The 26085-nt window shown below is 50.8% G+C and carries 26 protein-coding genes and 1 riboswitch; of the genes, 7 read left to right on the forward strand and 19 right to left on the reverse strand.

The genetic code is table 11. The features are described from left to right. Window positions 1–4: 4 nt before the first annotated feature. Together B3G15_RS16010 and B3G15_RS12240 are read right to left on the reverse strand one after the other, a co-directional pair. Complete coding sequence (locus tag B3G15_RS16010; RefSeq protein ID WP_071908832.1) at window positions 5–85, reverse strand: potassium-transporting ATPase subunit F; 81 nt, start codon at window positions 83–85, stop codon at window positions 5–7. A 221-nt stretch (window positions 86–306) separates the two neighbouring features. Next, window positions 307–460, reverse strand: a riboswitch (cyclic di-AMP (ydaO/yuaA leader). Window positions 461–700: 240 nt separating this feature from the next. Continuing rightward, on the reverse strand, window positions 701–895 hold the full coding sequence (locus tag B3G15_RS12240; protein WP_029342614.1) for a hypothetical protein: 195 nt from the start codon (window positions 893–895) through the stop codon (window positions 701–703). Window positions 896–1065: 170 nt separating this feature from the next. Here B3G15_RS12240 and B3G15_RS12245 point away from each other — a divergent pair, with 170 nt between their 5' ends. Next, complete coding sequence (locus B3G15_RS12245; RefSeq protein ID WP_290721391.1) at window positions 1066–1545, forward strand: glutathione peroxidase; 480 nt, start codon at window positions 1066–1068, stop codon at window positions 1543–1545. Between the two features lie 46 nt (window positions 1546–1591). Here B3G15_RS12245 and B3G15_RS12250 read toward each other — a convergent pair whose 3' ends face one another. Both B3G15_RS12250 and B3G15_RS12255 read right to left on the reverse strand, forming a co-directional pair. Further along, window positions 1592–2161, reverse strand: a complete 570-nt coding sequence (locus B3G15_RS12250) for a hypothetical protein (RefSeq protein WP_047392959.1) — start codon at window positions 2159–2161, stop codon at window positions 1592–1594. Between the two features lie 62 nt (window positions 2162–2223). Beyond that, on the reverse strand, window positions 2224–3297 hold the full coding sequence (locus B3G15_RS12255) for a glycerate kinase (RefSeq protein WP_290721395.1): 1074 nt from the start codon (window positions 3295–3297) through the stop codon (window positions 2224–2226). Between the two features lie 131 nt (window positions 3298–3428). On the opposite strand from B3G15_RS12255, the gene B3G15_RS12260 reads away from it, so the two are divergent. Together B3G15_RS12260 and B3G15_RS12265 are read left to right on the forward strand one after the other, a co-directional pair. Then, on the forward strand, window positions 3429–4118 hold the full coding sequence (locus B3G15_RS12260) for a hypothetical protein (RefSeq protein WP_290721396.1): 690 nt from the start codon (window positions 3429–3431) through the stop codon (window positions 4116–4118). Beyond that, entirely contained in the window at window positions 4115–4735 is a 621-nt protein-coding gene (locus tag B3G15_RS12265; RefSeq protein WP_290721398.1) for a hypothetical protein, read from the forward strand. Before B3G15_RS12260 ends, B3G15_RS12265 begins: the two co-directional genes overlap by 4 nt. 65 nt (window positions 4736–4800) lie before the next feature. On the opposite strand, the gene B3G15_RS12270 is transcribed toward B3G15_RS12265, so the two are convergent. After that, the gene (locus B3G15_RS12270) at window positions 4801–5712 is read right to left on the reverse strand and encodes a Gfo/Idh/MocA family protein (protein ID WP_290721400.1); all 912 of its coding nucleotides are present in this window, start codon (window positions 5710–5712) and stop codon (window positions 4801–4803) included. Between the two features lie 172 nt (window positions 5713–5884). Between B3G15_RS12270 and B3G15_RS12275 the strand changes: the two genes are divergently transcribed. Further along, on the forward strand, window positions 5885–7138 hold the full coding sequence (locus B3G15_RS12275) for an SH3 domain-containing protein (protein WP_058704503.1): 1254 nt from the start codon (window positions 5885–5887) through the stop codon (window positions 7136–7138). A gap of 146 nt (window positions 7139–7284) precedes the next feature. Continuing rightward, window positions 7285–7890 carry an AmiS/UreI family transporter gene (locus B3G15_RS12280; protein ID WP_290721403.1) on the forward strand — a complete coding sequence of 202 codons (606 nt, stop codon included), beginning with the start codon at window positions 7285–7287 and terminating at the stop codon, window positions 7888–7890. 285 nt (window positions 7891–8175) lie between these two features. Here B3G15_RS12280 and B3G15_RS12285 read toward each other — a convergent pair whose 3' ends face one another. The 13 genes from B3G15_RS12285 to B3G15_RS12345 are packed head-to-tail and all read right to left on the reverse strand — an operon-like array spanning window position 8176 to window position 22619. Continuing rightward, on the reverse strand, window positions 8176–9072 hold the full coding sequence (locus B3G15_RS12285; RefSeq protein ID WP_290721406.1) for an LCP family protein: 897 nt from the start codon (window positions 9070–9072) through the stop codon (window positions 8176–8178). A gap of 29 nt (window positions 9073–9101) precedes the next feature. Then, window positions 9102–9845: a hypothetical protein gene (locus tag B3G15_RS12290; protein ID WP_290721409.1), complete on the reverse strand. Its 744-nt coding sequence runs from the start codon at window positions 9843–9845 to the stop codon at window positions 9102–9104. A 23-nt stretch (window positions 9846–9868) separates the two neighbouring features. Then, window positions 9869–11020: an aminotransferase class I/II-fold pyridoxal phosphate-dependent enzyme gene (locus tag B3G15_RS12295; protein ID WP_290721411.1), complete on the reverse strand. Its 1152-nt coding sequence runs from the start codon at window positions 11018–11020 to the stop codon at window positions 9869–9871. After that, complete coding sequence (locus tag B3G15_RS12300) at window positions 11017–12090, reverse strand: lipid II:glycine glycyltransferase FemX (RefSeq protein ID WP_290721414.1); 1074 nt, start codon at window positions 12088–12090, stop codon at window positions 11017–11019. The genes B3G15_RS12295 and B3G15_RS12300 overlap by 4 nt, the downstream gene beginning before the upstream one ends. Further along, complete coding sequence (locus tag B3G15_RS12305; protein ID WP_290721417.1) at window positions 12071–12691, reverse strand: sugar transferase; 621 nt, start codon at window positions 12689–12691, stop codon at window positions 12071–12073. Before B3G15_RS12305 ends, B3G15_RS12300 begins: the two co-directional genes overlap by 20 nt. Window positions 12692–12706: 15 nt before the next feature. Next, on the reverse strand, window positions 12707–13816 hold the full coding sequence (locus B3G15_RS12310) for a glycosyltransferase family 4 protein (protein WP_290721420.1): 1110 nt from the start codon (window positions 13814–13816) through the stop codon (window positions 12707–12709). Then, window positions 13804–15147: a nucleotide sugar dehydrogenase gene (locus B3G15_RS12315; RefSeq protein WP_290721423.1), complete on the reverse strand. Its 1344-nt coding sequence runs from the start codon at window positions 15145–15147 to the stop codon at window positions 13804–13806. The genes B3G15_RS12310 and B3G15_RS12315 overlap by 13 nt, the downstream gene beginning before the upstream one ends. Before the next feature lie 12 nt (window positions 15148–15159). Next, window positions 15160–16509 (reverse strand): phenylacetate--CoA ligase family protein, encoded by a 1350-nt coding sequence (locus tag B3G15_RS12320; protein WP_290721434.1) that lies wholly within the window; start codon window positions 16507–16509, stop codon window positions 15160–15162. Then, window positions 16499–17533: an NAD-dependent epimerase gene (locus tag B3G15_RS12325; protein WP_290721436.1), complete on the reverse strand. Its 1035-nt coding sequence runs from the start codon at window positions 17531–17533 to the stop codon at window positions 16499–16501. Before B3G15_RS12325 ends, B3G15_RS12320 begins: the two co-directional genes overlap by 11 nt. Next, a complete protein-coding gene (locus B3G15_RS12330) occupies window positions 17523–18809 on the reverse strand; it encodes a glycosyltransferase family 39 protein (protein WP_290721438.1) in 1287 nt (428 codons plus the stop codon). Before B3G15_RS12330 ends, B3G15_RS12325 begins: the two co-directional genes overlap by 11 nt. A 12-nt stretch (window positions 18810–18821) precedes the next feature. Further along, window positions 18822–20081 (reverse strand): oligosaccharide flippase family protein, encoded by a 1260-nt coding sequence (locus tag B3G15_RS12335; protein ID WP_023469399.1) that lies wholly within the window; start codon window positions 20079–20081, stop codon window positions 18822–18824. A gap of 15 nt (window positions 20082–20096) precedes the next feature. After that, complete coding sequence (locus tag B3G15_RS12340; protein ID WP_023469400.1) at window positions 20097–21962, reverse strand: polysaccharide biosynthesis protein; 1866 nt, start codon at window positions 21960–21962, stop codon at window positions 20097–20099. A 21-nt stretch (window positions 21963–21983) separates the two neighbouring features. Then, window positions 21984–22619, reverse strand: a complete 636-nt coding sequence (locus B3G15_RS12345; RefSeq protein ID WP_290721441.1) for a YveK family protein — start codon at window positions 22617–22619, stop codon at window positions 21984–21986. Window positions 22620–22957: 338 nt separating this feature from the next. On the opposite strand from B3G15_RS12345, the gene B3G15_RS12350 reads away from it, so the two are divergent. Together B3G15_RS12350 and B3G15_RS12355 are read left to right on the forward strand one after the other, a co-directional pair. Further along, window positions 22958–24226, forward strand: coding sequence for an O-antigen ligase family protein (locus B3G15_RS12350; RefSeq protein WP_290721443.1), 1269 nt, complete (start codon window positions 22958–22960; stop codon window positions 24224–24226). A 28-nt stretch (window positions 24227–24254) separates the two neighbouring features. Next, window positions 24255–25013 (forward strand): hypothetical protein, encoded by a 759-nt coding sequence (locus tag B3G15_RS12355; RefSeq protein WP_290721445.1) that lies wholly within the window; start codon window positions 24255–24257, stop codon window positions 25011–25013. 64 nt (window positions 25014–25077) lie between these two features. Here the strand turns inward: B3G15_RS12355 and B3G15_RS12360 are convergent, their stop codons facing one another. Continuing rightward, window positions 25078–26073, reverse strand: coding sequence for an ATP-grasp domain-containing protein (locus tag B3G15_RS12360; protein WP_290721447.1), 996 nt, complete (start codon window positions 26071–26073; stop codon window positions 25078–25080). Window positions 26074–26085 lie beyond the last annotated feature (12 nt).

Consider the following 26085-nt stretch of genomic DNA (forward strand, 5'->3'; position numbering starts at 1 on the left):
GCGATTAGAATTTTTCTGGATACATCAGACAATAACCGAGATACAAGAAGACGAGGCAGCCCGTCGCTAGTAAAAACCATGTCATTTACGGTCACCTGCTCTCCACTGGACACGTTCGATCAGATGAATCATCCCGAACGTCGTACCGAAGAAGAAGGCAAGCAATACGATACTCCACAGCTCTCCCATTATGAAATTACCCCCATATTATTCAATATTTTTACAATTAGACACGGCAAAAAGACGATGTGAGGCAATAAACGGCCCCAGCATCGCCTTTATACTTTGGCATACTGAAAAAGAGTCGTTCCCTCCTAAAAACGCCTGCGAGGTTAGCTGTCGGATTCGGGCATACCTAGGAATTCGCCCTACCTTTCCCGTTCGGAAAGGATTCACCCCGTGTCACGTGTCGTGACGGTTGGGTCCCCCGCTTCAATCATGAATTCGGCGTACTTTGAGATCGAAGCATTAACATGTTAGTGTTCGTTGATGAGATGGATATTACTCCGATTTTTTCGGGTTGTAAATAGAAAAGTTGAAAAAAAATAGTCTGATTTTTTAATGACTTACTTTCGAAAAATAGCGTTTTTCACCTCTATGCTATAGAAGAAAAAAAACCGCAGAAATCGATTCCTTCATCTAAAATGGAGGAGCTCCATTTTAGCGAGAATCGTTCCGCGGTTTCATGAACGAACAATGATTATGATTGCTGATTCATTTTAGCATGGACCGTCAAAGGAGCTAGCATCGTCACCCAAAGGGCAACCACTCCAGAAACAAGAATCACAATATCGCGTTCGAACCCAAGCGTCAGTAAGGTAATACAACTACTGACCAGGACGAGACAAAGCGTCGCGATCATGACGAACCGCGATTGTTTCAACATTTTTCTCATGTGGCATCTCTCCTTTCCTTCCATATTCCTTTTCATCGTAACAAAGATTCATTGAAAAAGCGTCGCTGACACCCGATTGTGATGTTTCTGTCATCTCGCAAGTAACGATAGAAGACGACGAGAAAACGGATTTGTTACACTGGAGAAGTACTTAAAAAGGGGGAATCGATATGTTACAAGATCATTCATTTCAACGCGTCGACGGAACGTCGGCATCCTTAAGTGACTACCCAGCTCAAGCATGGCTGATCGTCAATACAGCCAGCAAATGTGGCTTGACGCCACAGTTCGAAGGACTCGAGCAATTGCATCAAGACTATCGTTCGCAAGGATTGACCGTACTTGGTTTCCCATGTAATCAGTTCGCGAATCAAGATCCGGGAACTGACGAGGAGATCCAGTCGTTCTGCCAAGTCAACTACGGCGTGACATTCCCCGTCTTCTCAAAAATCGATGTTAACGGTGAGCAAGCACATTCGTTATTCGAGGAACTGAAAGCACAAGCACCAACGACGGACGGTACAACAGACGTCGAGTGGAATTTCACGAAATTCCTCGTGACCCGTGATGGAGAAGTGACGCGGTTCTCACCAAAAACGAATCCAACTGATTTGACGGCAGCAATTGAACGATTGCTCGTTCAAGTCTAAAAAATAAGCTTCCCTCCTTCTCTCTTGAAGGAACGGAAGCTTATTTTCATGTTGTCCCCGGCTCGAGATGACGGCTGATCATCTCTTCCGCCAATCGTTTGACGTCATCGATGTCGCGCATTTCCGTGAACGGATGCCCCCAGACGATCAGCTCTTCGATTTCTTCAATCGGTTGCGTCGTATAGCGTGTACCATCGGCAACGAACTCTTGCGCAATCGTAGATTCAAAAGCTGCGTATTTCAGGAGCCACGGCTTTTCACTTAAGATTTTTTGCGCATGTTTTGCTTGCTTGAACGCAACATCGCCGACGAGGACGACCGGATCGAATCGTTCATGGAGCGGATGCGTATATTGAACAGAGATCAGCAATCCATGTTGATTCGTTTTTTCTTGTTGCCGGACATACGTCCGTGTTAAAAAGTGCGGCACGAGTGACTCCGCACTCTCTTTCGTCTGATGGATGCTCAGACCATGTTCCGTTTGGACGACTTCCGGGAGAACCGGTTCGTATCCACGGTTTGCCAATTGTTGATCAAGCTCTTTGAATAATAGCAGGGTATGTTCGACCAGTGCTCGGACTTGGCGAAACGATAATTGAATCGATTGATTGATCATACGATGACCTACCTTCTTAAAAGTATGGCAATATACAGTTATTTACCCAAACTTTTCCGACTTCATCCCTGTTTCAGTGAAAGTTCCTCAAGCCACTTACGTGCTTGTTCGCTCATACGAGCCATCGTCTGTTCTCGCTCGAGCGTGATTGCTTGTCCGGCATGGATCGAACGACAATCGAGTGCGTGCGGCATGTTTTCTTCGACGATTCCGGCAAGGATCAGACAAGGAACGTCAGCTGCTTTTGCCATCCGCGTGACCTCACCTGGTAACTTACCGATTTGACTTTGACGGTCGACGCGTCCTTCTCCTGTCCAGACATAATCGGCTTGTTTCATCCGCTCTGCTACGCGAAGATGTTGTAGGATCGTCTTGGCTCCCGGAACGATCGTGCCGCCCAGCGCATAGATCGCTCCCCCGAGTCCACCGGCTGCTCCAGCTCCTTTAACATTCTCTAGTCCAAGTAACCGCCCGATCCGTTCAAGTTGCTGATCGAACTTTACGATGTCTTCTCGAAGCAGTCCTTTTTGCGGACCGAACAGATACGCTGGACCATCTGGACCATGATAAAGGGCTGTCACATCGACGAGCGCTTCCAGTTGAACAGGATACGCCGGGCATTGAATAGCATACGTCTCAAGTAATGGATTCGTTTGAAACGAAATCGGATCACCGGACGCATCTTCAAGCCGACAACCGACTTCAGCGAGCAAACCGAGTCCTCCGTCCGTCGTACCAGTCCCGCCTAAAGCCAGTCGGATCTGCGTGATTCCCTGATCGCGTAACTGCTCGATCAAACGACCAACGCCACGCGTATTCATTCGAACGGGATCATCCTCGCTTCGCCGCATCGGCAGTCCACAAATACGCGCGACTTCGATGACGGCGTCTGTCCCCTTGACAGCATACTCTACTTCACACGGACGACCTGCCAAATCCATCGTCATCGCCGTCTGTATGTCATATCCGAGTGCAAGATAGACATCGAGCGTTCCCTCCCCGCCGTCCGCAACAGGCAAGGAATCGATGATCGCTGTCGGATCATACGCCCGGATACCGGAGGCGACCGCTTCTGACGCCTCGCTCGAAGAAATACTCCCTTTGAATGCATCCATCAAAATCAAGTGACGTCCCATCTGTACGTTCCCCCTAAAAAACTCATATCAAGTTTTGATTGCGTTTCCAATTAATGTTACGATGATACTAATTTTAAATTACCATTACCTTATCTGACATTTCATTTTACATACACAGGAGGTCTTATTTCATGGAACGCTGTTCGTTATGTGGTACACCACTTCGTCAACACGATACGACTTGTTCTCATTGCCAACATCCTGTCATTAAGAAAGAACGACCAGCTGAACCACCCGCTCCGTCCTCTTCACGCACTTGGCTCATTAGCACCTGTCTTTTGCTCTTTCTCGTCGGAGGGGCCGGTTTCCTGTGGTATTCGTTAAAAGATCCCGTTTCGCCGGAAGCCAATCAGACGCCTAGCGTCGAAGCACTCGCTCTTTCTGAATGGTCCGATGAACAAACGGCTTACAATCAAACGTATTCGAAAGATCGGCCTCCGACGTCCTATGATGTCCTTCGTTTCGTCCGCCAATACACACGAACGATTCCAGAACTAGCGACGTATTCGAAGACATACGATTCCATCGAGACATTTTCCGCCATCCAGTTTACGACCTTGAAGGTGTTCGAATCCGAGTTCGACCATCTCGAGCGATTGACGAATGCCGCTGATGCCCCTGTCGCTCCAAGTGTTCTTGTCGTGACATTCCAAAAATTTACGTCAAAAGGTACCACGTATCACTTGCGTACACAGGAAACGTACCAAATCGCGACAGCAACGAGTTCAAAGCCTGTGACCTACCGCGTTCATTATCGTTTGAAAGTGCATACGGATCATCTGCAAATCATTGATGTCAATCGAACGGAGGTGACCTCATGAAACGAGTGCTCCTCTGTCTGCCCCTTTGTCTCCTGATGGCGTGTTCGCCCGAAACATCCAAAATTCAAGATCAGTTCGAACAGCAAACTTACACCCGCGCCGTCGAACAATCGAAACAAGACATCGACGAACCGGCTGCTCGGCTAATGGTTCAGCTTGAGCGACAGCTTGCCGGTTATCAACTGCGTGATGTCTTAAAAACGGCGGAGGCGATCGAACGTCTTCAACTCGCAACGGATCACCCTGTCCGAAAACGAGCAGAAGCCATTGCCCTCAGTGCAAGAGAGACGTTGCAACAGGTCAAACAGTTCGAAGGTACGTATGAAGTTGAACGAAGCACGCTCGAAGATGAGCCGTTCGACGGAACCGGGCGCATCCATGTCTCTTTTGACGAGCAAGATACGTTCATCGCGACGCTTCGCTTTGATCAGTTCGGTCTACCGGACGCACTCCGAAACGACGAAGAAATCATTCGTTTTGAACCGGATCTCTCCGCTCGTGTCAGTTTATCTGGAGGACAAGTCAGCTATCGCTTCGTCCGTTCGACACTCCGCATGACGTTCGAAGGACCAGGCGGTAAGCGAATCTATCAACTCAAACAACTGTCAGATAAATAACCAGTAAAACGCCGCTTTACTTGAGACGATCCTCGAGTGATGCGGCGTTTTTTTATGATTTAAATTTAACGTGTTGCTTGAACTTGCTCATACACCTGTTGACATAATTCATGTGTCGCGAGGCTATCAGAAGCTACGACCGACTCGGACGGTTCCCCTTTGACCGTCCGAAGGAACGCATCCAGCATATCGACGAATCCACGGCGCTTTAGCGTCGCTTCCCAGTTATCGAGCGGATACCGAAGCGTGCCTTGTTTCGTCAATTGATCGAGTGTCGTCACGTCCGTTGCGATTCGTTTTTCTTCCGGTCCCATCACCTCGACGCGTTCTTCCGTGATGCCGTTATTGCGGTTCATGACACCGATTGCCGTGATACCGTTTGAGATGAATTGAATCGTTACGTGATGCAGACCGCTTGCGTCTTGCTTACTCTTGACGTGTAGGTCTTCAATTTCACCGCGTCCTGTCAAGAAACGCAGCGTATCCGCGACATGAATGAAGTCGTCGAACAGAAACGGCTTAGCGTCCTCGATGAACGACGTCCGATTCTTTTGCATGAGGACGAGATTCGGATCGTTGACCTCAAGCAAGCGCTGATGCGCTGAAGCGAAGCGTCGATTGAATCCCGTGATGAACGGTAGCTGTTTCTCCTCTGACAGACGTGTGAGTTCACGAATCTCTTCGATTTCCATCGAGACCGGCTTATCCACGTAGACGGCGATTCCTGCTTCAAGCGCTTGCCGTGCTTGCTCCGCATGGACGACAGTCGCTGAATGAATCATGACCGCATCGATTCCCTCCTGTACGGCGTCAGCAAACGTCGCGTATATTCCTGCAAAGCGATAAGCTGCTTGCAACCGTTTTGCTTTCTCGGCATCTCGCGAGATCAGATACACCTCGATATCGGATCGTTCGGCATAGACGGGTAAGTAGGCTTTTTGAGCGATGTCCCCTAGACCAATGACTGCTAATTTCATCTGAACTCCTCCTTTTCCTCTGTTGCTTACATTCCCTATGATACGTCAATTGACACGAAAAGATGGAAATCGGCTCGTTACAGGATTCGAATTCCTTTTTTTGAAAAGAAGTGAATTTCCTTTTTTTGTTTTATGATAAAACCATATTTGAACAAGGAGGGAATGAGTTTTTATGAAGCGCTTGCTCCGTACTAGTCTTACGCTCTTATTATTGTTCGCTTTATGTCTCCCTGCCATACCGGCTCAGGCAGCCAGTTACCAAGTCGTCGTCACTTCGACGATTGGGGCGAACATCCGCTCAAAGCCGAGTACAGCCTCGTCTGCGACGATTGTCCGACGTGCCGCGTACAAGGCAAAATTCACAGCCGTCTCGTATACGAATGGCTGGTATAAGATCAAGGACGGAGGTACATATCGTTATCTATCGAACCAAGTCGCTAAAAAAGTGTCGAGTAGTTCCGTGAAGACGTACAAAATCGTCGTCTATTCGAAAGCTGGAGCGAACGTCCGGACATCACCAAGCACGGCCTCATCAAAGAACATCAAACGACTCGCATCTTACAACTCGAAGTTCAATGCAGTCTCGTACTCGAACGGTTGGTATAAGGTCAAAGGGAAAGTCAATTATTATTACGTCTCTAGCCAAGTCGCCCGAAAAGTGACGACGAGCAGCCCTAAACCGTCAAGCGGCAGTTATCCGGTTGCCTCGATGCGGTACTTCAAGCTTGGATCGTCAAGTTATCAATTGACGAAAGAAAGCTTCGTCCGCCGTTATCCAGCGAGTACGACGAAACTGTTGACGGGAATCGTCGCGTACGATGAAGCAGCACGTAAAGGTACGCTCGATCAAACGTTCACCCTGACGTCTTCGATGTTATCCGTTCCTGCAGGTAGCAGTGTCGCTGGCTTCCGTGCTGGCGATAAAGTCACGATGCGTCAACTCTTGAATGGGATGCTGATCCGCTCTGGTAATGATGCAGCAAAAGCAATCGCTGTCCGGACAGCAGGTTCTGAATCGAAGTTCGTCTCATACATGAACAGTCGCGCCCGTTCGATCGGGATGAGTGCGAGCCATTTCATGAACCCACACGGCTTCTATCATCCAAGTCATTACACGACGGCTGCTGATATGCAAAAACTCGCGAATACATATGCGAAGTACAGCGCGCTCATGACCATCAGTGGACGAAAATCATACCAGACGACTGTCAAAGGACCGTATGCACGGACATTGACGTGGTATCACACGAACACCTCACTTCCAGGTGATACGCGTGTTTATGCGAGCAAGACCGGTTACACTCCGGAATCTGGCTACACACGTGTCTTCTTCATTAAAAAAGGCTCAACGCGATATGGTCTTGTCACACTGAAAGGATCGTTGTCTCAAACCGAGACGACACTCCGTTCTGTCTTGAACCAATGATCTTTTAATCAACAACCTGATTCCCTTTCCGGGAGTCAGGTTGTTTTTCGTTTTGCCTCTAAAATTATGCTTGCGCTGAAAACGAATTCATCTTAGAGTTAAGTTTAGAATCAGACGTCTGACGTCTTAATGAAGGAGAGTTTTACGTGGGAAATGTCAGTTTGTTATTTGGGGGCGTCGCGCTCTTTTTAAATAGTTTGACCTTGTTCGGAAAAGTCGATCTCCGTAGTGCGGGTGTCTTCAGTCTCATCACCGGTCTACTGCAGACGTTCATCGCAACCTATCTCGTCATCGGTGCAGCTGGTGATCCAGCGTTGACGTTCGGATACGCGAGCATCTATCTGTTTGCCTTTACGTACGTTTACGTCGGGATCACGTTCTTGTTCAATCTCAACGGGAGCGGGGTCGGTTGGTTTTCCTTGTTCGTTGCGATTGCCGCATTGTATTATGCGTTTGTCAGCTTCACGACGAATGATATCATCGGTGGTGTGACCTGGTTGTTCTGGGCATTGCTCTGGAGCCTGTTCTTCCTCGGCATGGGGATGAATCGCCCGATTGATGCAATCACTGCCCGCGTTGCCCTCGTCTTGAGCTGGTTGACGTTGATCGTACCGGCACTGATTGGTCTTCGGTTCGGCTACTTTAGTTCGGCATACCAGTGGTTATGGAGCGGCGCTGCTGTTCTGACTGCTGTCTATTTCCTCTATACGATGATGAAATTCTCGATGCTTCGTACGATTCGCTCGTCGTGATAGATACAAGGCATTAAGCTGCTAATATGAAAAAAGGTTCGTTTCCCGATCATGTTCTGGGAACGGACCTTTTTTCATTCGATGAATACAGAACGCTAAAATCATCCGCGACTCCTACAGGAAAAGAAAGTGCATCAGCACTTTCGTCAGGGATGGGTCAGACCCGGCAAATCGCATGTAGTGCGAGCTGCCGCGGCTGATTTCCCGCCTGAGGAAAGCGAGGATGATTTTAGCGTTCGTTTCGTCATCAATCAGAACTGATGTCGTTTTTTCGCGTTATTCTCATCATTTCAATGCTTCCTGCAGTTGAGCTTGAACTTCTTTCAACGACTTGTCGGTCGGATGCCAGTAGTAGATTCCGTCCGATTCGATGCCACCTTTTCCGTCGAGTGATAAGGTCTCGACATTTCGTAAAGCATCCCGGTAATCTGTCGCGACGGTCCGGGCAACGGAAAACGGTACGTTCGTTTTGACGTTTTTCCCGAGAGCTTCAAGGACAGCATTGAAGCGACGAATCGAGAAGTCCTCTGTCATTTTATCAGCAACCGCCTGAACGACTTGTCGTTGACGAATCTGTCGTCCGAAATCTCCGCGTGGATCATCATAGCGCATTCGCGCATAAGCGAGCGCTTCCTTCCCGTTCAGCGACAGTTCTCCTTTAGGGAACTGCATCTCATAGTATGAAAAATTGATATCGTTCTCGACGGTGACCCCATCGACGGCGTTGACGAGATCCAAAAAGCCGTCTAGATTGATTTCTGCGAAATAGTCGATCCGGATATCGAGCAGATGACTAATCGTGTCGAGTGACATCTGTGGACCACCAAACGCATACGCGTGATTGATCTTATCATTCGATCCATTACCGATGATTTCGGTCTTCAAATCACGTGGGATACTGATCATCTGGCTCTTATTCGTCTTCGGATCAATCGTCACGACGATGATCGTATCACTGCGCCCCGTCTCATTTTTCCGTTGATCTACGCCGAGCAAGAGAAACGAGAGTCCTTTTTTCTGTTCGACGGCTTTCTCTGTCTCGACGCTCGCTTTGACTGGCACCTGTACTTGGACTTCTTGCATCGTCCGACTCGCTTTTTGATAAACGTATCCGCCTGAACCGAAGAGAAGGAGCAGGCATATCCCCGTCAGTGTCAACACGATCCATTTCCACTTCTTCATCATCCATTCTCCTTTTCTTCGATCTGAATTCAGGACGGTCTCTGCGCTTCAAGTACGAGCAAAGCATTGCGCCAGCTACCGAACAAGGCGGTGATGACACCGATGCTGGGTGCATCACGACCGATGCTGAACCGTTGGTAACTTGCGATCGTCAGATTTTCCGTTTCTTGCGCAGCTGTAGCAAGTACGTCGAGTACTTCCTCTTCTCGCCAGCGTTTCCGCGGGAATTCGATGCCGATGATTTCAAGGGCGTTTGACCAAGAGCCGTACCGGCGGGCAATCGTTGCGACGGTCGGACGATTTTGACCAGCCGCCCACTTCGTGTAGGTCTGGCTCGTCAAGACCGGCAAGGCACCTTGCGCTTCAAGTAATGACTCGATGATCCGTTGTTCCATTTCCTGGACGCGTTCCTTCAAGATATCCGCTTCTGACAATGCCTGCTGCCACGAGTTGAATTGATGGACGATATCCGTCAGGCTAGGTGCTTGCTTCTGCTGCGCCCATTCGCGGTACGTCGCGCTCGTGAAAGGATCGAGTTCCTCCCGTGCCTGACGCAAAGCGTCAATGATTTCCGATTTCGTGAACGTCAAGCGGGCTTGTCCGATGCCAGCTCGTTCCAAGGCGATCTGCCACGACCCAAACAGCATCAGAATTTCCGCGACGCTTGGATGAGTGGTGTTCAATTGCCAGCGGAAATAGGTATTGGCCGTCAATTCATTTTTCCCGTTCGCAGCGAGAAGGAGTGCGTGGATTGCTTCCTCCATATCGCGCATGACGATGTCCCCTTCCCATATATTCATGACTGGACGTTCCGGCGTACGTTCGTCTGCAAGGCGTGACGAACGTTTCGGATGACGACGGCTTGTTCGGTGAATGTCATTTGTGAAGCAGACGGGAGGCAGATGCCGTCTTCAAACAGGCGACGGCTGACATCATCTCCTTCTGCTGTAACGAATGGTACGTCGCGATAGACAGGCTGTAAGTGCATTGGCTTCCAGACCGGACGGGACTCGGCATTCGCTTGTTGGAGCGTCTGGATCATCGCATCGCGTTGCACTTGACCGCCTGGTAAAAGAAAAGAACTAAGCCAACGGTTGGCGAATGTTCCTGTCTGCTCGACTTGCGACGTGACACCGTCCGGCGCAAAGGCACGTTCGTAACGATCAAAGATTTTCCGCCGTGCATCGACGCGTTGATCGATCACTTCGAGCTGTCCGCGTCCGATCCCAGCAGCGACGTTGCTCATCCGGTAGTTGTAGCCGACTTCCGTATGCTCGTAATGGAGGACCGGTTGTCGTGCCTGTGTTCCAAGATAGAAGGCGCGTTCGATCAAGGCTGGATCATGTGCGACGAGCATTCCGCCGCCTGACGTCGTGATGATCTTATTGCCGTTGAATGAGTAGATCCCGAACGTCCCGAACGTCCCCGTCATCCGTCCGTTGACGCGTGTCCCGAGTGACTCTGCCGCGTCTTCGATCAACGGAACATCGTACTCTTCACAGAGCGCAGCGATTTCCTCGATTTGCGCTGCAACGCCGTACAGATGAACGACGATGACGGCTTTCGGAAGTCGCCCCCGTGTTGCCGCTTGGATCAACGCGCGTCGGAGTGCGACGGGTGACATGTTCCACGTCTCCTCTTCCGAATCGATCAGGACGGGACGAGCACCGACGTAGCGAATCGGATTCGTCGAAGCGATGAACGTCAAGGACTGACAGAAGACGTCATCCCCCGCCGTGACACCAAGCGTCGCGAGTGCCAAGTGAATGGCTGCCGTACCACTGCTCGTCGCAAGCGCTGCGCGAGCTCCCGTGTAGGCGCGCATCTCTCGTTCGAAGGCGTCGACGTTCGGTCCAAGCGGTGCGACCCAGTTCGTCTCGAGTGCTTCCGTGACGTAACGTGCTTCTCGGCCACTTAAGTGCGGGATGGAGAGCGAGATGTGTTTCATGATGTTTCCTCCCTTCGAGGTGACAGCTGACGGAGCGGCGTCCGGTAGATCGGGAACCATTGTCCTGTCTCGACTTCCGGATGTTGTCGTTTCATTTGTTGTGCGAGTCGGTCATAAATCGTTGCATCAAGAATCGATGTCCCGAGTCCGAAAAACGTTCGATTCGCTTCACCAAAAGATCGTTTGTAGGCGAGCAAGCTATCCTCATCGGATCGTGTCGTTCCGCCACCGAGATGTAGCGCTTGAAGACCAGCTTGTTTTGCCCAGCGAATCATCTCCGCGAATAATAGGTGATTCGGGCGAAGCGACAAGTATGCAGGATCTGAAGCACCGAGATGATAATGTGCGAACTGGCGACCGGTCAAGACGATGCATCCAGCGATGATCCGTCCGTCATGTTCGGCAAGCAACAGGACATTTTTGATCCGTCCTTCGGCGAAGTGATTGAAGTAGGTCTGATCAAAGTAATACCGCGCATCGGCTTGGTGTTTATCCATCGTCATCTGGTAGAGACGGGCGAAGTCCGAGTACTCTTCCGGACGTCCGAGGCGAATCGTGACCCCTTCGCGGCGTGCCTTCCGGATGTTGCGGCGTGTCATTTGCGAGAATCCACCTTCGATCGTCTCGAACGGATTCGTCAGCTCAAGTGTCACGGTCGGTTGCAAAATATCCGTTTGACGGCACCAGTATTGACCGAGTTCCTGATTGTGAAGCAAAGGGTGGAAACGAACTGTCTCGGTGACGATTCCGGTTTCACTACAGTATTGTTCGAATCGCGCGCGGGCTTCGCGAATCTGATCGAGTGACCAGATGCCTGTGAAGTAAGGACCCCCATAGCCGTAAGGTGTCGTGATGTCCTCAAAGCGTGTGCCTGGAATCGGTCGCCGCAAGTACGGATAGATTAACGTTCCGAACTCCGTCGGATAATAAAATAATTCAGGAATCTCATCGTGCTCCTTCGCAAGTTCGAAGTAAGCATGTTCGTAATAACAATCGAGTTGATAGGTTGCGACGAGCGCGTCCCATTCGCGTGGATCCCGAATCAATCGTTCATCGCTTAGCGACATCATGGGGAACACCTCCGTCGAGACCCTTGAACTCACCCATACCGGTCTGGTGAGCCGTCGAGTTCCCTTCTGACGAGATGACCATCTTGAACGTCTTAAACAGGATGTAGAGATCAAGTCGGAACGTATGATGTGCTGCGTACCATTGATCTTGCTCAAGACGTTGTTGCCACGTCGTTGCGTTGCGACCGTGAATCTGTGCCCAGCCTGTCAGACCAGGCAGGACGTCGTGCCGTGTCATCTGCTCCTTCGTATAGTGGTTCAAGTAGCTGACGAGCAAGGGACGCGGTCCGACGAAACTCATCTGTCCACGGAGGATATTAACGAACTGCGGGATCTCATCAAGGCTTAAGCGGCGGATCCACTCGAGCGATTGTGGGATCCGGTCCGCGTCCGGAAGAAGTTTTCCATCGGCATCCGTTTCGTTTGTCATCGTGCGAAATTTATAGATTTTGAACAGCTCGCCCTTGTAACCGGGGCGGACTTGATTGAAGAAGATCGGTCGTCCGAGTTTCGTATAGATGACTAAGGCGACGACGGCATACACAGGAAGTAGAATGAGGATGGCGATAAGACTAACCGTGAAGTCGAATAGGCGTTTCATGATGACGTCCTCCTTTTACATAGCTGAAAAGAGATCAAGTTGTCGTTTGATGACGTCGGCTTCGTTGAAATGTTTCATAGCACGGTCAAATCCATTCCGCCCCATATCATTGGCACGGTCCGGGTGTTCGACAAGCGTGTTCATCCGTTTGGCAAGTTTTGCGATGTCGCGGACTTCGACGAGATATCCCGTTTTCCCCTCGACGACCTCTTCGCGGCAGCCGCGGATATTTGTTGCAATGACGGGCTTTGCGCTCGCCATCGCTTCAATGATTGATCGTGGGACGCCTTCGCGATGCGACGGTAAGACGAAGGCATCGACTTGTTGGAACAAGCTCGGTACATCTTCGACGAATCCGAGGTAATCGACGTTTGGAATCTCACGAATCCGTCGTAAGAAGAGATGCTTCGTCGTCTGATCGCGCTCGCTTGCCATCATCTCACCGGCAATGACGAGACGGGCTTCCGGATGACGATAGACGACATCCCCGAACGCATCGAGCAGTTCGAGAATCCCCTTCTCTTCGACGATCCGACCGATGAACAAGAACGTAAACGGTGCGCCTGCTTCACGCGGGCGTGGATAGAAGCGCGTTAAGTCGATGCCATTTCCAAGGTGCATCAGACGCGTATTTGCTTTGAAGCGTTTGCGCTGGGCGAGTTGATAATCTTCCTCGCTTTGAAGGAGCAGATAATCGGTTGCGAAACGCGCCAGCCACTTCTCGACGGAGTATGTCAGCTGATACGTCATCCGCCCCATCTTCTCGTGGAAGTAAAAGCCGTGTGCCGTATAGACGATATGCTTCGTCCCGGCCCGCTTCGCGGCAACGCGCCCGAGGGCGGCTGCGACCGGTGTGTGGACATGGACGGCGTCGTAGCCGTCCTCCTTCAAGATTCGCGTGATTTCACGGATCGTCCGCCAATTACTTGTCCAGTCGATCCGGCGCTCGATCGGAATGTCATGCATCCGGAATCCCTTCGCTGCGAGTTTTGCTGAGGCACCGGTGTCGGCACAAGCGATACCGACGTCGTGCCCAGCGTTTTGTAAAGCGAGTAAGAGTGGCTGCAACATCGTCTCTGCCGTCGTATCAAGAGCACAGACTTGAAGGATTTTTAGAGGCGCCATACGTGGACCCCCTCTGGCTGTTCTGATCGTGGCAACATCCCTTTGATGTCGACGACGATGCCGCGTCCGACTTTGAGTAGATGTTGTGCAAGATTCCAACCGCCTTCGACGTATTCTTCATGTGAGACGGCGAAGATGACGACGTCGGCTGGTTTGAGTTCGCTCATCTCGAGTAGATCAATCCCGTACTCACGTTTTGCCTCACTTTTTTCGACGAGTCGATCCGTCACCTGGACGTCGATGCCGAACTCTTCGATTTCGCGGACGAGGTTCGCGACTTTCGAGTTCCGGATATCGCTGACGTTCTCCTTGAACGATAAGCCAAGGATCGTGACCCGGGCGCCGAGGACCGGCATGTTCTGTTTAATCAAGTTCTTGACGAGCGCTGTTGCGATGAAGCGTCCCATCGTATCGTTGATCCGGCGTCCAGCGAGAATGACTTCCGGATGATAACCGAGTGACTCAGCTTTCATCGTCAGATAGAATGGATCGACGCCGATACAGTGACCACCGACGAGACCTGGACGGAACGGAAGGAAGTTCCATTTCGTACCGGCTGCTTCGAGGACTTCGAGCGTATCGATGTCCATCCGGTCGAAGATGATCGCCAGTTCATTCATCAAGGCGATGTTGAGATCGCGTTGTGTATTTTCGATGATTTTTGCCGCTTCCGCGACCTTGATCGATGAAGCACGGTGGACACCGGCTTCGACGACCGCTTCGTAGACTTCTGCGACGATGTCGAGTGTCTGTTCATCCTGGGCAGAGACGATTTTTTTGATCGTCTTGAACGTGTGCTCGTGGTCGCCTGGGTTGATCCGCTCTGGTGAGTAGCCGACGAAGAAGTCGACGCCAGCGCGTAAGCCGGATGCTTCTTCAAGAACCGGGATACAATCTTCTTCCGTCGCCCCTGGATAGACCGTCGATTCGTAGACGACGATGTCGCCTTTATTGAGCTGGCGACCAACGAGATGTGAGGCCCGTAAGAGTGGTGTTAAATCCGGTTGATTCTGCGCATTGATTGGTGTTGGAACGGCGATGATGATGAAGTCGCTTGCTTGCAGTGCTGCTGGATCCGAGACATAATCGACGGTTGCGTTCTTCAGTGTGAACGGACTCAGTTCAAGTGTTGCATCGATACCTTCTTGTAGTTCTTGAACACGGTGTTCCTTGATGTCAAAGCCGACGACGTCTGTTTTTTCGCCAAAGGCGACGGCGACGGGAAGACCAACGTATCCGAGTCCGACGACGGCAATCGAACGGTTGGCAATGGGAAGTGAACCAGTTTGGGCTGCTGTCGTATCTACGATGTGTTTGACTGCCTTGTTCATGGTAGGTTCCTCCTATTTCATCGACTGTTTGACGATCAATGTTTTTCCGTTTGGCTCTTGTTTGACTTGTTCGACTGGCTCAAGGACGATTTTCATCTCGGAGCCGAGTAACTTACGCATCTCGTTTAAAAGAATCTGTTCGTGTTTCGGATGGAAACGTTTCGCATCCGGAATATAGCGGAGTGTTACGTGATTCAATGCGTGCTGTTCGACTTGGAGTCGTAAGACCGAATTCGGTAGTTCCCGGGCAATCGTCGTAATGTCTCCTTCGAACACCTTGCCCCGCTTCTCGCTGACGATATAACTCGTTCCCCGTCCATCGATCGAAGCGATGACCGGTCCGTTTAGTCCACAGCTGCAGGTCTCGTCACTGAGCGTCATCCGGTCACCAATCCGGTAACGAATCAGCGGTGTTCCCCGTGTTGTAAAACAGGTGACGACGACTTCGCCGTCCTCTCCATATGGTTCGATGATGCCCGTCTCATGATGCAGATGAAGTTTTCGATGACTGCATTCTGAGATGATTGGTGCGCCTTCTGAAGAACCGTATTGATCGAAGACCGGTGCGTTGAAGGCTTCCTCGAGAACCGAGCGCATCTCCTCCGTCACCGTTTCCGATGTCGGGAAAATGGCAATCAGTGGGATATCCAGTTGGATGTGATGCTTCAGCATATAGCGGGCGATCTCGACCATCGCTGTCGGTGTGCCGTCAAGTGCCTGTGGCTGGAATCGATTCAGCTCCTCGATATAAGCTGGGAAGTTCTCTTCCTTCATGTGAAAGATCGAGACGAGCAACTGATTGAGTGGCCGGTTCATTCGCCAAAAAATTGGTTTCTTTTGATCGACGGCTGTCAGCGTCCGACCGGTGAAGCTCGCCCGCCGCATCCCGGCGTGAAAGCCGTGACGTTCCTTGAAATAGTCGAGATGCGCCATCCGTTCCTGGACATCCTCGCGCATGAATGCGACTTGGAGCGACTTTCCGCTCGTCCCGCCCGTCCGCCCTCGGACCGGCGCATCGACGCGGGACATGAACGCATCGTTATTTTGGCGAAGCGTCTCTTTTTCAAGGATCGGGATTTTCTTCAACTGCTCAAGTGATGTCAACGGTAACTGGATGTCATGTTCGTGAAAGAGTTGCGTGTAGTACGGTGTATGCGTCACGACGAAAGCGAGAAAGGCATTCAGGCGATCGAGTTGTTCCGCTTTATAATCCTGCGTCCGATCCTTCATCCGAAGTTCCTTCATCTTTTGCTCATAGAAGCGACCGTAGCGTTCTTGCATTAACTTCCGACCGTATAACGAGGTCAGCCAATTTTGGATGAAGATCGGGGAGCGGTAGTAGAATTCCTCCTTAAGCGCCATCTTGGATTTCCTCCTTCAGCAAGTAGTGACTCTCATACCAGTCGATGAATGCGTTGACACCGGCTTCGACCGTCGTCTGTGGACGGTAGCCGATCGTTTCGAACAGTGAGGAGACGTCAGCAAAACTTTCTGGAACGTCGCCTGGTTGAAGTGGCATGCCATTTTTAATTGCTGTCTTGCCAAGGCGCCGTTCAATCAAGGCAACAAATTCGTTCAGTCGAATCGGGCTGTGACTGCCGATGTTGTAGACGCGGTACGGAACGTTGCTACGGTCCGGTAAGGGATTTGAGGCATCGAACGTTTCATCGACTTCCGGTTCAGTCTGGAACAGGCGATAGATGCTTTCGATGATATCGTCGACGTAAGTGAAGTCTCGCCCCATCTCGCCGTAGTTGTAAAGATCGATCGGCTCGCCCTTCGCAATCGCCTCTGTGAACTTGAACAATGCCATATCCGGGCGTCCCCAAGGACCATAGACGCTGAAGAAGCGAAGGCCTGTCGTCTTGATGCCGTAGAGACTGCTGTAGGTGTGTGCCATCAGTTCATTCGCTTTCTTTGAAGCGGCGTAAAGACTTAGCGGATGATCGACGGCATCCGTCGTCGCAAACGGCATCTTCGTATTCGATCCGTAGACGGAACTTGAGGAAGCGTAAATCAGTTGTTCGACTGGGTAATGCCGACACGCCTCAAGAATCGAGAGAAAGCCGACGATGTTTGACGTCATGTAGACGTCCGGTCGATCGATGCTATACCGTACCCCTGCTTGTGCTGCCAGGTGGAGAACGAGATCGATCGATTCCTGTTCGAAAATCTGCGCGACGGCTGCCGTCTCTTCGAGTGAAACCCGGTAAAACGTGTAGTTCGTTCCGAGTTCAGCGAGCCGGGCTTCTTTTAACGTCGGGTCGTAATAGTCGTTCACTTCATCGAGTCCGATGACTCGGTAACCCTCCCGGATGAAACGACGTGCGGCGTGAAATCCAATGAAGCCTGCGATACCAGTGATTAAGATCGTTTTATTCGGCACGGTGTTCGACCTCCTCGAAGTAGTGGCGCGCTTGCCAGCGCAAGTAGTGAACGGATGTGTAGACGATGAGTAACATCGGGAACAACTTATACCGGTGTCGGATGGCCGTTCCGACATTGCCGGTTCCTAGACCGAAGATGACCGCGTTAAGCGCAAAGAGAAGGAAAAAGAAGAAGAGGACGCTGCCGAATGGATGCTGACGGATCAGTTTAAAGGACCGGACGATCGCAAAACAAGCGATGAAGTAGAAGACGGCGTCAAGGAAGAAAATCAAAATGTTCATGACGCTCGACCATTGCCACGGGAACGGTGAGAACAGGAAGTAAATCGTCCGGATCGGCGAGTAGAGAATCATGTCAGTTGGACCTGTCACCGTCAATCCGTTCAGATAAGCGGAGCCGCCACGGTCGTAACTCATTCCGCTGAACAACTGACCGTTTTCTGAGACGTGGGTGAACTTTGCAAACAAGACATCCTGGAAGCTGTAGACGATGAAGCCGACGATCAGTACTTGAAAGATTAGTCGCCGCACCTTCGTCGGTTCAAAATCCATTCGTCGTGTCTCATGACTGTAAAACGAGAAGTAGACGAGTAAGACGATGATGCCGACAGCAAGACCGGAGTGGAACATCGTACTGACGAAATAGCCGAGATACGCGAGCGTCATATACCATCCGGACTTCTCTTCCGTCCAGCGAACCATGTAGTAGAGTGTATAGACGATGCCCAGAGCGACGATCTGGTCACGCAAGAGAATCGGTGAGAGCAGCAATCCTTGTGGGAAGAACGCGAAAATCAGTGTTGCTGCGAACACGTAACGTTCCGGTAAGCGTAACCGTTGCAGCGTCTTCGCTAGGATGACGACAGCGACGACGCCAAGAATGACGTTCAAGAACTGAGCGAGAATTCGTTCCGGACCGAACATCAGGTAAAAGATTCCGAGAAACTTGGAATAGGTGCCGCGAACGACATCATTGAAAGTCGACGGATCAGTGAAGATTTGGACACCTTCGAGATGAAAGGCTTCCGTATCGTCACCACTGTGTGGCGGTAAACGAAACAGCTCAAGATCGATGAACATCAGGACCAGTCGGACGAAGAAAGCGGTGATGAAAACGAGAAAGAGTGGCGTCGTCTCTGCCTGACGGAGCAGATAATAGAGAAACAACACCGCGTTGATGAGCAGCAAGGCGGTCACGTAGGTGTCCGGGAAGAGCGACCGGGCGAATTGACAAACGAGCGCTTCGATGACGATGAGTATTAGGATTGGTCGCATCTTCTTCCCTCCTCAGCTGCTTTGTTCGACGACGAGCGTGACGTCCCGTGGATATAAGGACCGATACAGTGCCGGTAACAATAGGACGATTTGAGTGACAGCGCAGAGGGTGTAAGCGATCGTCGCACCGTACAGACCATACAGCGGAATCAACAGGCTACAAGCGATCAGGTTGACGACGACACTGCCGAAGATCGAGATCGTCTGGATCCGGAACTGCTGGAAGCCGGTCAACAGTGCCTGAATGACGGTCGAGTTGTAGAAAAAGAGTGAGGCGACCATCATCAAGACGAAAATCAGATGATATTGAACGAACGACGCGTTATAGAAAATCGTCAAGCCCCACTTACCAAAGAAGATTGCTCCGATGATCAACAGGATCCCGACGACGTTCGTCATCAGTAACATCGATCGGGTCAGCTTGCGTAGTTCCGGTAAACTTTGGCGTTCACCCGTCTCAGACGAGAAGTTCGGTAGCAAGACGGCAATCAAGGAGTGGATGAACAGACTGCCAAGTACGAGTAGATAGGCGATGCTGGCGTAATAACCGAGCTCTTCCGTTCCGATTGCGTGACCGACGAACAATCGTGGGATGTTTGCGTTCAAGGCGATCAGGAGAGCGACGAATCCGAGTGGCATCGCCTTAAGGAACAGCTCCTTACCTGATCGGTACCGTAAGTCGAGTGCTTGATTGTCAAAGCCGCGACCGACGCGGCGAATCGTCGGTAAGTCGTATGCGAGTAGCATGATCAAGTTTCCGGCGATCAAGGCGAGTACGAATCCATGAATCGAATGGGTCGTAAAGAGGACAAGTGCTGCGCCCGAGACGTTCAAGAGACTCCGGAAGATCTTCGAGACAGCGACTTCCTTGAAGGCAGTGTGTCCTTGCAGGAAACCATAAGCGAGATCAGCGAATGACTCCATGTACTTGTTGAGATAGACAAGTAGTGTCAGAAGTAAGATGTCCGCTTCACCGAAGAAATAATAGACTCCAAGGAGGACGAACACACCTGCCGAGAGGAGTGAAAAACGAGTCTTGATGAAGAGCCAGAAGTTCGTCAGTCCAGCCCGTTCTGCCGTCAGGATCGTACTGGCGTTCAGCCAACAGAACATGACGATCGGTGCAGTGATGGCAAGGGCGTAGTTAAAATAACCGATGTTGAGCGGTGTACTCCATTTGATCAGGAGCGTCAAAATCATCCATTGATGGAGCGAATACGCCGTATCGGCAATGAAGATGAGATTGAAGCGGGACAGCCGGGCCGTTTTCATCGTTCTCCCTCCTCTCTATTTGCGAGCGATCCGCATCGTCGGTGCGACCGGGTCGGCATCGGTTTCGTTCGTGACGTCTAACAAATACTGGCGGAGTACCTCGTCCTGACCGAGCGCTTGGGCGATCTCACGCAAGTACGGGTCGACGGATCCGAAGGGACGTGTCTTGCCAACGAGAATCTTGTCGAAGACGAGTTCGTCATGCACTTCATCGCGAGCGAGCAGTTCCTCGTAGAGTTTCTCGCCTTTTCGAATGCCGCTGTAGACGATTGGGATCTGCTCTTCCGTGAATCCACTCAAGTGAATCAAGTTCTTCGCTAGTGTCGTGATGTGGACCGGTTCACCCATATCGAGGACGAACACTTCGCCACCTTTCGCGAGGACACTCGCTTGAATGACGAGACGACTCGCTTCCGGGATCGTCATGAAGTAACGTGTCATCCGGGGATCGGTGATCGTAATCGGTCCGCCTTTGGCGATTTGTTCTTTGAAGAGTGGAATAACGGAACCGCGGCTCCCGAGGACGTTGCCGAATCGGACGACAGCGAACGTCGTCTCGCTGTTACGCGCCATCTGCTGGATGACCATCTCGGCGATTCGTTTCGTCGCCCCCATCACACTCGTCGGATTGACGGCCTTATCGGTCGAAATCATGACGAAACGTTTGACACCGGCTGCCTCCGCTGCTCGAGCGACGTTGCGTGTGCCATAGATGTTGTTCTTGACGGCTTCGCTTGGGTTATCCTCCATCAGCGGTACGTGCTTGTGGGCTGCCGCGTGATAGACGAGATCTGGTTCGAACCGTCGCATGACTTCAAGCATCCGGTCACTGTCCTGCACATCGGCGATGACGGATTCGAACTGGATGTCTCGACTGAGACACTCGAGCTCCCGGCGGATCAGGTAGATGCTGTTTTCGCCGTGTCCGAGAAGGATGAGCCGTTCAGGACGGAAGCGAATCAGTTGCCGGCAAATCTCGGAACCAATCGATCCACCAGCACCGGTGACGAGGACGGTCGCGCTATGAACGCTTCGTTCGATTTCCGTAATATCGAGTTCGACCGGTTCTCGACCGAGTAAATCGGCGATTGAGACTTCACGGATTTGTTTGATCGAGACCTTTCCGGACGCCAGTTCGACGAGCATCGGTAACGTATGCGCTTCGACTTGGGTTTGTTTGATCCGGTTCAGCAATTCAACCCGCTGCGGATAAGGTAACGATGGGATTGCCAGGACGACCGCTTCAATTTTTTGTTCCTCGATGATGCATTCGAGTTGGTCGATTGCTCCGATGACGGGAACACCGTGAATCCGCATCCCGCGTAGTTCAAGCGAATCATCAAGTAAGCCAACGACGTTTAAGATGTGCGACTTCTTTTGCTTCAGTTCTTTTGTGATCATCTGACCGGAAGCACCGGCACCGATAATGAGTGTTCGTTTGCCGAGCGTCTTATTGTCAGGAACGAGTCTTAAGCTACGTCCACGAATCAACAGACGGACGAATAAGATTCCGTTCAAAACGAGACCGGTCTGCAAGAAGATCGCTCGTTCGACCGCAAAGTCGAACAACGCGTATTCAAGACCAAGTAAGACGAAACTGCTGGCGAGAACGACGACGAGGAGAACGGCGAGATCACGAAGACTCGCGTAACGCCAGATGATTTGATAGAAGCGCATCCAGTGTGCAACGAACGTAAGGGCGACCCACTGGATGAGAGCGATTTCGAGTGCATCCTGCAACTCGAAGTTGACGGTGAGATGGAGCGGATTAAAGAAGTAGAACGTAACGACAGTCGCGAGTGCGATGATTCCGGCGTCGATCAGGCGAAGGAGTCCGATCTTCAACTGCCGACGGTACGGGGTGAGCGGGGAATGCTGCATGACGGTGTCTCCTCTCCTCTCTCATGAATGACTGCGGGGAATCGCTTTCGGATAACTATCAGCGGATTCGCGTGTCGCTTCCTTTTTGCTTAACGAGCGAGAATAAACGATCAAGAGTCCGAGCATCAGACCAAGGACGCCACCGATGCCTGTATTCATCAGAATGTTCGGTGACACGGGTTTCGTTGGAATCCGTGCGCTCGAGAACACTTCCGTCTTACTCGTGTTGATCAGTTGCGGGAGGTAATCCTGGAAGACTTCCGTCATCGTATTCGCCTGGATAGCTGCCTGCTCCGCCGAACGATCCGTTACGGATAAGGCGATGACTTGCGAATCGAGATTGCTCGAGACCGTCAGACGATCCGTCAAATCGAATAACCGCTTGTCGGTGACGTTCATCTTTTGGGCGACCTGATCGACGACCTCTGGGCTTCGTAGGATATCTTGATAGGTACTGACGAGTGTCGGCGTCGATGTCGCCTCTGCGTTCGCTTGAGGAACGACGAGGATGTAGGCTGTCGCCTCGTATGTCTTCGGGATGACATACGTGCTAAGCGCATATCCGGCTCCCGCAAAGAGAATCATGAAGAGTGCGAGTAACCACCAGCCGCGTCGGAGCGTCGTCAAATGATCTCCAAAGGTTTTTCTTTGATGCATCGAGCTCACTGTTGTTCACCTCTTTCTGGCTTGACCGAATGGATGGACATTGGTTATGTCTACACCTTATTTCCAATCGACTCCCAAAACAATTAGAGCTTGGTGGAAATGATTATATTTTTTTCAGTAGCTATCTCGCTTGCGTGACACTAGTTCATAGCATGAATTCATGTCACGAAAAAAACGCGATTCATGAAAAAATGATCACGTTTTCCTTAATATTTTTTCATTTATCTGCATGATGTTTTGAAAGATAAGGGTAAATACAAATTTGATGATTAAAAAGTGCTTAAATCGGTAATAAGTCCTATATGAAGGGTGGATAGTCTTTAGAAATCATGTTAAAATCAGCCAATATACCCACATCGTTTGCCTTATCCATCCTAGTCGTTTGGATCATGCTCGATGCTTGGATTCGTCCCTTATCGTTCACGGACGAAGTATTGCCGAAACAGTGGTCTCTTTGGTTGCTTCCCATCTATATCGTTCTGTTCAGCGTCTGTTGGTTCATCTTACGACCGTTCTATCGTGCCAATCGAGCGACTGGGCATCAAATTGTAATCATTTTTCTGATTTATCTGACATTTCATATCATTTTTTTCTTTTTTAACGCGAATACGGATCGTGTTCTCGCTTCGCTTTACCTCATCTCGACTTGGCTATTCGTTGGCATCGTCTCTTCGCTCTCGCGTACATCGATCGAACAATGGCAACGGCTTTTGTGTCACTTTCTTTATGGACAGGCCGTCTTTCTCGCTTCCTATGCCCTCATCGTCTCCTTTGGTTCAGAGTATGTCCCGGTCGAAAACCTGCAATGGCTTCGGATCGGTCCCTTGTCGTTTCCACAATTGTACGTCGGGGAACAAGGCTCATTCCTTCGCCTCGCTGGTCTGATGAACAATCCGAATACGTTTGCAGCGTGGCTTGTTCCAGGCGGACTGTTTGCTTGGTTCTATCTACTCAAACAGTTCCCACGTCGGCAAAGCTTTCTACATGCTGTTCTCCTCCTTCTCATCACCATCGCTCTACTTCGAAGTGGTTCGCAGACAGGAATCTATTCTTTTCTCCTCCTTGCTCTTTTGACGAGTATTCGAATGGTTGAAGGAACGAGACGCAGGATGCAGGTGACAGCATGTTACGTAACGGGAAGCTTGATTCTCCTAGCTGTTTTTGCGTTTCAAGGACTGCTTCCCCGTTTGCTCAGTCTCAACGGACGATTTACGCTTTGGCAAGTAGGATGGCGCGCTTCCACTGATTCGCTTTGGTTCGGACACGGGATTGGAAGTGCCCCACGCGGTCTGCAGGAACAACTGAACGAACAAGTTCTCTATACGTTCCACAGCACACCGATCACCCATCTTTATGAATTCGGACTCATCGGTTGTTTGCTGTACGGTGCAGTCTTTCTGTATCTGTTCTATCGACTGTTTCGGATTCAGACGACGGATCTCACTTTTCTCGCCCTGTTGCTTACTGGCTGGCTCGGACTACTTCAATTCACGGAAAGCATTCTCGTAAGACCGAGTGGATTTTATTTCATTTGGCTCAGTCTTCTCGCTTATACGTCGCTTCGTCGACTTCCACCTCACGACAGTACCCACACCTAGAGCACCTACACGAAAGGGGTATGACATCATGAAGAAATGGACAGAACAACAAGTCATCGATAGCCTAATCGAAGCTAGTATCGAATATCCCGCTCTCGACGCAAAGACGTATGCACGTTGGTCGATTGGAAAAGATATTCCGTCGATCACGACGATCATCAATGTATTCGGCTCTTGGCGTGAAGCACTCCAAACGGCCGGTCTCTCATCGATTCGTCCGTACTTTTCAGATGAAGAGATCCTTGCTTTCATCAAGGAAGCATCAACACGCTTACACCCTTTCCATAGCAACAGCTACCGGGAATGGGCAAAGGCGAAACATGGACCATCCTTGACATTGATCAACTTACGTTTCGGTTCTTGGTCACGTGCGCTCGAAGAAGCACAGATCGAGATGACACGTTCCATCTCGATGACGGAAGAACGCATCATCACAGCCTTACTCGAAGCTTCCGATGTCCTCCCCCGTCTGACGACACAGACGTATGCCATTTGGGCACAGGAAAATGGACATCCGACAGTCGCGACGATTGCCCGTAAATACGGTTCATGGGCAGATGCCCTCGCTTGCCTCGACATCGCACCGCCTCGCCGGAAATGGGTCGAAGAAGATGTCCTTGAAGCACTGCGGCAGGCGCAAGAAGAATTACCTTCCCTCAGTATCATTCATTACCGGAAATGGGCAGAAGGTCGCTCGGTTCCGAGTACCTCGACGATCAACGCCCTCTTCGGTAGCTGGACCTCCGCCGTGCAATGCCTCAAGCGTGCACGCGTCTCTCTTTCTTGATTCTGCTCTTCTACCTAAAAGGAATGACCCGGTATCACTACCGGGTCACTCCTTTTTCGCGCGCTTATGGTTTTTTAATTTGCTCAAGCAGAGACGCAGGCAACAGCGTCACCGTGTCGTGTTTCAATAAATAGATGTCTTCCGCATAAGCTCCGATGCGTCGGGAATTACGTTGTCCCTGCAGATTGTTTCGGATCGCTTTCGGAAAATTGACGCCGCATTCATAAGCATGTGGATATCCCCCACCGAATCGCGGATTGATCTCTGATAAGTAGAGCGTTCCGTCAACATCAAACAGGTCGAAATCAAGCGGACCGACAAGACCGGTTCCATGTAAAACGTGTTCGACCAGTTCAAAGACATCGTCGCGTTTGATGGAGCGACTCTTATCCGTTTCCCCTGCACGCATGACGAGTTTCTCCTTAATGAAGATATCCGTCACTTCATGCGTCAACCAGTCGACATAGACGTCAACACCGAGCTCCTGTCCTCTTAAGTATTCTTGAATCAATAAATCCGGATGAACAGCAAACAGTCCTTCAACGACTTCAAGAGAGGAGACCGCCTGGACATGGAGACTGGCACTCCCATTGCGTGGTTTGACGAAGACCGGGAACTGGACCTCCCCTTGCGCAAGTGCGCTCCGGAATGCTTCGAGCGTCACATATGTCCGCGCATGCGCAATCCCTTCCGCGACACAATACGTATACATCGCGTATTTGTCGAAACAGAGACGACAGGCATACATCGGTGAGACGAGGACCGTGACACCGATTGCTTCAAACCGTTCCGTCGCCGCTGCGAGCAATTCCAGTTCAGGATCAATCAATGACAATAGCGCCGTCACCTGTTCGCGCTGACACAACTCTAGCAAATGATCGATATAATCCGGTGCATCAATGCGGGGAACGAGATGATGGCGTTCTGTCATATAGAGACCTGGTGCGAGTGAACTACAATCCGCAGTACTGACGTGACCGTCCGGCATCTCACGGACGAAATACTCGACTAGCTTCGTCCGGCGACCGACGCTCGTCATCAACAAATGGGAAGTCTTCATAGGGCAGTCTCC

The organism is Exiguobacterium sp. UBA1053, from assembly GCF_002316465.1.
GTDB lineage: Bacteria > Bacillota > Bacilli > Exiguobacteriales > Exiguobacteriaceae > Exiguobacterium_A > Exiguobacterium_A abrahamii.